The sequence below is a fragment of the Polaromonas sp. P4_F9 genome, assembly GCF_056401235.1.
This window is the reverse complement of sequence record NZ_JBFUJT010000065.1, coordinates 1-7,310: the sequence shown is the minus strand read 5'-3', so window position 1 is coordinate 7,310 and position 7,310 is coordinate 1. Positions and strand designations below refer to the sequence as shown.

7 protein-coding genes and 1 pseudogene are annotated in these 7,310 nt (G+C 60.4%); 6 read left to right on the top strand and 2 right to left on the bottom strand.

Features of this window, described 5'->3' with window-relative positions; all coding sequences use genetic code 11:
• From AC1DUB_RS27940 to AC1DUB_RS27920, 5 genes are all read left to right on the top strand, one after another.
• Positions 1–481 (top strand): porin (locus AC1DUB_RS27940; RefSeq protein ID WP_477732332.1); only part of this gene is annotated, 481 nt, incomplete at its 5' end.
• Between the two features lie 181 nt (positions 482–662).
• Positions 663–1,766: a porin gene (locus tag AC1DUB_RS27935; protein WP_477732333.1), complete on the top strand. Its 1,104-nt coding sequence runs from the start codon at positions 663–665 to the stop codon at positions 1,764–1,766.
• Positions 1,767–1,859: 93 nt separating this feature from the next.
• Positions 1,860–3,593, top strand: a complete 1,734-nt coding sequence (locus AC1DUB_RS27930) for an amidohydrolase (RefSeq protein ID WP_477732331.1) — start codon at positions 1,860–1,862, stop codon at positions 3,591–3,593.
• A gap of 196 nt (positions 3,594–3,789) precedes the next feature.
• Entirely contained in the window at positions 3,790–4,557 is a 768-nt protein-coding gene (locus AC1DUB_RS27925; protein WP_477732330.1) for an SDR family NAD(P)-dependent oxidoreductase, read from the top strand.
• Positions 4,558–4,593: 36 nt separating this feature from the next.
• Positions 4,594–5,148 (top strand): antibiotic biosynthesis monooxygenase, encoded by a 555-nt coding sequence (locus tag AC1DUB_RS27920; RefSeq protein ID WP_477732329.1) that lies wholly within the window; start codon positions 4,594–4,596, stop codon positions 5,146–5,148.
• Positions 5,149–5,331: 183 nt separating this feature from the next.
• On the opposite strand, the gene AC1DUB_RS27915 is transcribed toward AC1DUB_RS27920, so the two are convergent.
• On the bottom strand, positions 5,332–6,174 hold the full coding sequence (locus AC1DUB_RS27915; protein WP_477732328.1) for an RraA family protein: 843 nt from the start codon (positions 6,172–6,174) through the stop codon (positions 5,332–5,334).
• Between the two features lie 52 nt (positions 6,175–6,226).
• The gene (locus AC1DUB_RS27910; protein ID WP_477732327.1) at positions 6,227–7,054 is read right to left on the bottom strand and encodes a Bug family tripartite tricarboxylate transporter substrate binding protein; all 828 of its coding nucleotides are present in this window, start codon (positions 7,052–7,054) and stop codon (positions 6,227–6,229) included.
• Positions 7,055–7,131: 77 nt separating this feature from the next.
• Here AC1DUB_RS27910 and AC1DUB_RS27905 point away from each other — a divergent pair.
• Positions 7,132–7,310: pseudogene (locus AC1DUB_RS27905) on the top strand (IS5/IS1182 family transposase); the annotation flags it as partial.

Below are 7,310 nucleotides of genomic sequence, written 5' to 3'. Positions count from 1 at the left end.
TGAGGGCGTGAACGGCGCGCGTCACACCGGTGGCCGACTTGGCTACCAGTCCGGGCCGCTCAACGTCGCCACGGCATACGGCAGAACGGCTGCAGGCGCGAATAACTACACCACTGCTACGGTCGGAGGAAGCTACGACTTCGGTATCGTCAAGGCTTACGTCAACTACCTGCAGCATAAGCTTGGCAGCGACAAGCAAACCAACGCGCTGGTTGGTGCAGCGGTTCCCGTGGGCGGTGGCCAGGTCAAGGTGTCCTTTGCCCGTTCCGATCGCTCTGGCCCAGGGGTAGACGCGGACGATGCCCGGCAGGCGGCCGTCGGGTACACCTACGCCCTGAGCAAACGGACGACGCTCTATAGCGCTTACTCGCGCATCACCAATTACGGCAATGCCGCGTATGTGACGGCTGACTCGTCACCGGAGGGCATACCGGGGGCGAAGGCGTCCGGTATCCAGATGGGTATCAATCACGCCTTTTGATGCTTAGCGCCGCGGACATCTGGGCCGCCAGTGCTTCGTGGCGTCTGCTTGGAACCGGGTGGCCTCTTCCCTCGGAGTGGCCATAGACGCCACAGGCATTGCTTGGACAAATGGCGCCAGTTCTAGAACCAGCCAACAAACGATTCAACACAAATAGAAGTAGGAGGGGACTGACATGAAGATGACCATAAAGTCGAAACATGTGGCGGCAGCCGTGGCGGTGGCCTGCAGCGCCGGCGCCGTCCAGGCGCAGGCGCCGGGCCTGACGATCTACGGTGTCGTTGACACCGGCTTGGAATACCTGACCAACTTTGACGCTGCAGGCAACTCGCAGACGCGCATGCCCAGCCTGACCGGTCTTGTGCCGTCCCGCCTGGGCTTTCGGGGAAACGAAGACCTCGGTGATGGCCTGAGCGCCGTGTTCACCCTGGAGAGCGGCATTCTTGTCGATACCGGCGCCCTCGGTCAGGGCGGACGCATGTTTGGCCGGCAGGCTTTTGTCGGACTGTCGTCGCGCGAGTTCGGAACGCTTACTTTCGGGCGCATCTACACCATGACCGCTGTTGCGCTGCAGACCGACACGATCGGCGCTAGCCTCTACAGCATGAGTTCACTCGATTCCTATTTATCGAATGCGCGTGCCGACAATGCCTTGGGATACCTTGGCCGCTTCGGTGGCCTGACCGTAGGCGCCACCTACAGCTTCGGACGCGACACAGCCGGTGTGCCGGGCGTGCCGAACCCCGGCGCAACCCTGTGTCCCGGCGAGTCAGCGACCGACAGCAAAGCATGCAAGGAGTGGTCGGCACTGCTCAAGTACGACACCAGCAGTTGGGGTGCAGCAACCAGCTACGACGAGCTCTCGGGCGGACCCGGCGAGACACTCGGGCTGGTCAGCAGTAGCTTCAAGGACAAGCGCGCAGTCGCCAACGGCTGGGCAAAGTTCGGCGATCTGAGGGTCAACGCAGGCGTCGTCAATCGCCGCCGCAACACTGCGACTGACCTCAGGTCGAACCTCTGGTTCATCGGGGGTTCGTACCCCGTCATGCCACGCCTCACCTTGGCGGCGGAATTCCACCGCTTGGACACAAAAGGCAGCATCAATGACACCGATCTTCTGGTTCTGAGAAGCATATACAACCTGTCCAAGCGTTCGATGGTGTACGCCATGTTTGGCATCGGAAAAAACTCCGGCACAGCCGCACGGTCTGTCAGCGCCGGCGGAGCGGTTGGGGCTGGCATGAATCAGACCGGGCTGATGACCGGTATTAGCCACAGCTTCTGACAGCCCCGTGCGCCGGCTGGTTGTTCAAGTAGTTCACGGAAACCCGATCGTCGCCAAGCGGGTGGATCCACAAGTAACGCCAAGGAAACAAGCATGTACAAATCACTCTCGAAAACCGCAATAACGCTGGCATCCCTGCTGCTTGCGCTGTCCGCCCTCGCTGCACAGCCGGCAGGCGTCGCCGACAGGATACTGTTGAACGGCGAGATTCTCACGATGGAGGCCGGCAAGCCTGTCGCGCAGGCGCTGGCGATCCGGGGCAACCGCATCGTCGCCGTCGGCACAAATACCGAGATCAGGAAGCTCAGGTCCGCGCGGACCGAGGTGATCGACCTCGCCGGCAAAACCGTGGTGCCGGGCCTGATCGACACCCACATTCACGCCATTCGTGGCGGGCAAGGATACGGCTTCGAGACTTACTGGTACGACACCGCGAGCCTGGCCGATGGCATCGACGAACTGAAGGCCGAGGCAGTGAAGCGTGGCCCAGGCCAGTGGGTCGCCGTCGTTGGCTCGTGGCACCCTGAGCAGTTCGTAGAGAAGCGCTCGCCGACGTCAGTGGAGCTGTCGCAGGCGATGCCGAACAACCCGGCCTTCGTGCAGTATCTGTACGACTGGGCCGTCGTGAACGAACGCGGTATCGAGGCGCTGAAGCTCGATGCGGGCGCCGAACTGCCCACCGGGATCCGGGTCGAGCGCGACGAACGCGGCAAGGCCACCGGTCGGATCTTCGGTGGTGTCGGTCCGTTTTCAGCGTTGTTCGCCCGCATCAGCGGGCGCCCCGAGCCGGACCGCCGAGACAGCCTAAAAGCGTTCTTCGCGCAACTCAACCGCCTCGGCATCACCGCCTTCATCGATCCACTGGCTGGCGACCATGTGGTGTTTACCCCACTGTTCGACCTATGGCAAGACAAGGCGCTGACCGTTCGCGTCGCGTTTCGGGTTTCGGCGCTGAGGCCAGGTGATGAGACCCAGTGGCTGCAGCAGTCGCTGGCCTACCTGCCACCGCGCTTCGGTGACGACATGCTGCGCTTCCTCGGCGTCGGTGAGGTTCTCGTGTACGGTATGTATGATGGCGTCCGCATGGGACCGGGGTTCAAACCCAGCCAGCAAGCGCGTGACGAGCTGGCGAAGGCGGCAACCTTTGCCGCGCAACGCCGCTACTCTCTCGAGCTCCACGCCTACACCGACGACGCGGCGAACGCGATTCTCGACGTGCTCGAAGGCGTCGCACAGCAGTATCCAATCAAGAATCTGCGCTGGACGATCGCGCACATCAGTACCGGCAGCGACGCGACCTTCGAACGCATGAAGAAGTTGGGACTGGCTTATTCGGTACAGATGGGTCCATACTTCGAGGCGCCGGCGATCCGCGAAGCCAACAGCGACGCGGCGGCGCAGGCGTCGCCACCAACGCGGCTGGCGCTGCGCAAGGGCCTGATGGTCGCCGGCGGAACAGATGCCACCCGCATCGGCGCATCGGTTTGGCACGCGATTGAGTACCACGTGACAGGTCGATCCGCCGGTGGCGTGGTCCAGCGCCGTACTGACTTTCTGCTGTCGCGCGACGAGGCGCTGCGTTTGTATACCGCGAACGCGGCCTGGATCACGAGTGACGAGGCGAACCGGGGCACACTGGCACCCGGCAAGCTGGCCGACCTAGCCGTGCTAGACGCGCCGTACCTACGGGTGCCTGCCGACAAGATCCACACGATCAGGGCGGCATTGACGATGGTCGACGGCAAGATCGTCCAGAGCGCCGATCGACTGGCGTCGCCTCCTGCGCAGGGTCGTCCGAGGGGCTCCACCCAGTCTGCGAGACCATAAAACAGGCGTTGTCAGCTTGACCCGAATGGGACGGCCCTATGCAACTGAAAGCCTTGCCGCCCAGTGCCTTTCAGCGCTTTGCAGTGGCGACTCACTTGAATCTAATTCGGCCATGACCCGCTGTTTTTCAATCTCTACCATACGGCCATTTCAGGTAGGTATTGACCTGCCTGTGCTCTGTTGAAAACTAACCTCAATGAGACAAACCTTCACACCTCAGGATCGACTGGACGGAGAGATTGCAGTTATTACCGGTGGCACCGGCGCAATTGGATCCGCAACAGCTCAACGGCTTGCATCCTTGGGCGCCCGTGTGGCACTCCTGCACCGGGGTTCGGATGCCGATGGCAAGCGAGTTATGGCGACTCTACCCGGTGAGGGTCACATGGCAGTGACTGCCTCAGTCACCGATAGCGCCAGCCTTGCGCGCGCAGCGAGTACGGTCGAGGCTTTAGTCGGCAGCGCGACTATATTGGTCAACTGCGCCGGGGCCACTAAGCCGGTGCTGCCCTCCGACCTTGAAGGACTGACGGATGAACTCATCGACGAGATGTTCGTAACCAATTGGCGCGGAACCTTCGCCGCCGTCAGAGCGTTCGTTCCGCAGATGCAACGCTCCGCCGAAGCCGTCATCGTGAATGTCTCCTCTATTGCAGCATTCACGGGCATAGGCAGCAACCTCGCTTACGCGGCCGCGAAGGCCGGAACCGACGCGCTTACAAAGGCACTGGCAAAGTCGCTTGCGCCTCGGGTTCGCGTTCTCTCCGTTTCTCCTGGTGTGGTGGCGACAGATTTCGTTCCTGGACGAGACGAGGCATTCAATAAGCGCGTCGCCATGTCCACTCCCCTTGGGCGAATAGGCACCGTAGATGACGTAGCCTCAGCGATTGCCRCATGTTGCACATCCCTTCGATTTGCCACCGGCAGCATCGTCGTTGTCGATGGTGGCCGCCATCTTGGCTAGAGAGTAATACAGGTTTTCGGAGCTACGAGGCAAAACATGAACGACACAAACGACTTCTCCACGCTGGTCATACAGCACCACGTGAAACCCGAAGCTACGGCCAAGTATGAATCGTGGGTGAAGGAAATAGCGCAGGAGGGCCAGCGCTTCAAAGGCCATTTGGGCGTCAATGTCATCCGACCTCATGGTGTGTCCAGCTCATACTCCATTGTTTTGCGCTTCGACTCGCATGAGCATCTGATGGGCTGGATTGAATCCGACACTCGCAAACGTCTTGTCCAAGAGGCGCAGTCCCTTCTGCTTGAAGCTGAAGACCTGGAGCTCCAGACCGGGCTGGAGTACTGGTTCACACCACCAAGTACCAAGCAGGTCCATGCGAAACCGTTCAAGCAGTTCCTCATCACGCTTTCCGCAATCTTTCCACTTACGGTCGTCGTGCCCTGGGCATTGCATCCGCTATTCGAGCGGACTTTTTTTCTTGAGAACCCCATCGCAACCAATTTCTTGGTGGCCGTGGTCATCGTGCTGCTGATGGTCTACGTCATCATGCCCCGATACACACGCTTGGTGGCTGGATGGTTGTTCGAGTAGGCCGGCCAACTACCCACGCCGGTCAAAGGCAGTAATGTGTTTCGTCGCCAGAGCACTCACTGACGCGTTGTTTGGCCCGGATGCGAACCTGGGCTCATGACCCGCATCTCATTCGGTCTGTTCTCAGGTTTCGCAAGGTGGTTGCGGTTTATGCATTAACGGCGAGGCTGATATGCAGGATGGCTAATTTTCTATCGAACCTTCGCGAGCGTGATCAAACCCACTCGAAGCGAGTGCGACATCAATCCAATTACGATCCACCTTGCCACTCTTCACTGCCGCAAGCGTGGCCAGCTCCTTTGCCTCAAGCAATTGAGCGGCTGCCAACACGGTTCGCAAGTCCGAGGCCGGTATTGCAACGACACCGTCCGCGTCACCCACGATGATGTCACCGGGTTGAACAACCATGCCGCCGATTGAGACAGGAGTATTAATTTCACCTGGACCGACCTTGGAAGGGCCGCGTGGCGTGACGCCCCGCGCGTAGATGGGCATCACGATGCCCGAGATGAAGTCGATGTCGCGGATGGCTCCATCCACGACAAACCCGGCTACCTGGCGCGTGATCGCGTAGCTGGCCATGATTTCACCCACTACCGCCTGCTCGGTATAACCACCAGCATCCACCACGACTACGTCACCGGCCCGTGCCAGATCCAGTGCTTTCTGGATCATCAAGTTGTCCCCTGGGGCAACACGCACAGTCAATGCCGGGCCACACAGCTTGTTGCCAGCCTTATGGCGCGGCAGCAGTGCACTGGATGCCGCCTGCAGGTGACTCATGCTGTCTGCCAAGTGGGCCGTCGCGCACTTTCCAAGGGCCTCAATCAACTTGGCATCGGTTGTCTGTTGCGCAGGCAAGATTCGAAATCCAACAGGCATACCTGCTACTCCTTTTAGAAATGAATTCTCTCGATTCAAACAAGGCCACTCGCAAGCTTGTTGCATGTGGCGGCCGTCAGCGCCAGGTTCCCCGCCATTCATGACCTCGCATCGCGGCTTGTCGCGGCGGGTGCCCTTGGTCATGGTCGGGGCCGCCCGGCGCGAATTCCTGTTCGGTTACTTGCAGTTTTGGCGCTCAATCAAGCTTGACGTTGGCTGCGCGCACACGTTTGGCGGCCGATTCACGGTCCTTCTTGAGGAATGCCGTGAACTGGGCCGGCGTCTCGCCTACTGGCTCGAAACCAAAACTGACAAGATACTTGTCATTGAACTCACTGGAGCGGACGATGCGACTCACATCAGACGATATCTTCTGGACGATTTCGGGCGGCGTTCCTGCAGGCGCCGCGAGGCCGAAGTAGACGGACGCTTCAAAGTCAGGAAAGCCGGACTCCGTGAACGTCGGTACGTTGGGGCCAATGCGCGCGCGCGAGCTCCCCGCAATACCAAAGGCCTTCAATTTTCCGGTGTTGACGTACGGCATCACCCCACCGGCAATCGCCACCGTGACGTCAACTCGCGACGCCATCACATCCTGCAACGCCGGAGGCAGCCCGTTGTAGGCCACGTGATCCACCTTGACGCCGTACAGCGTGTTGAACCACGACATCGCAAGGTGGATAACGCCGCCCGCGCCGGTCGAGGCATAGGTCACCTTTTCTGGATTGGCCTTCAGGTAGGCCATGAGCTCGGCTACATTGTTGGCGGGAAGATCGGGCCGGCCGACCATCATCAGATTGGCTGAAACCAGACGACTGATTGGCGAAAAGTCTTTCTGTGGGTTGTAGGGAATCTTAGACCGCAGCTCCGGGTTGAGAGAGAACGTCGCCTCCGATGCCATCAACAAGGTATAGCCGTCCCCAGGCGCCTTCGCGACGGCCTCTGCCGCAACCATCTCATTGGCACCTGGGCGGTTCTCGACAACAATCTGCTGGCCCCAAGTTTCGGCCAGCCTGGGCGCCATCGCGCGGATTAAGAAGTTATCCGTAAATAGTATACTGCTGCTCCGAGCCGTAGCTAACACGGCGCCAGGGCGAAGGAATGGCGACACGCAAGCGAGTCGAATCGTGGGTGGTGACCGATGAATTTTGGCGGCGCGTCGAGCCGTTGATTCCGGTGCGCGAGCGCAGCGCGGACAAGGCGTACGTGCGCAAGGCGGGGGCGGGGCGGCCGCCCAAGCCGGCACGACAAGTGTTCGAGGCGGTCGTCTACGTTTTGCG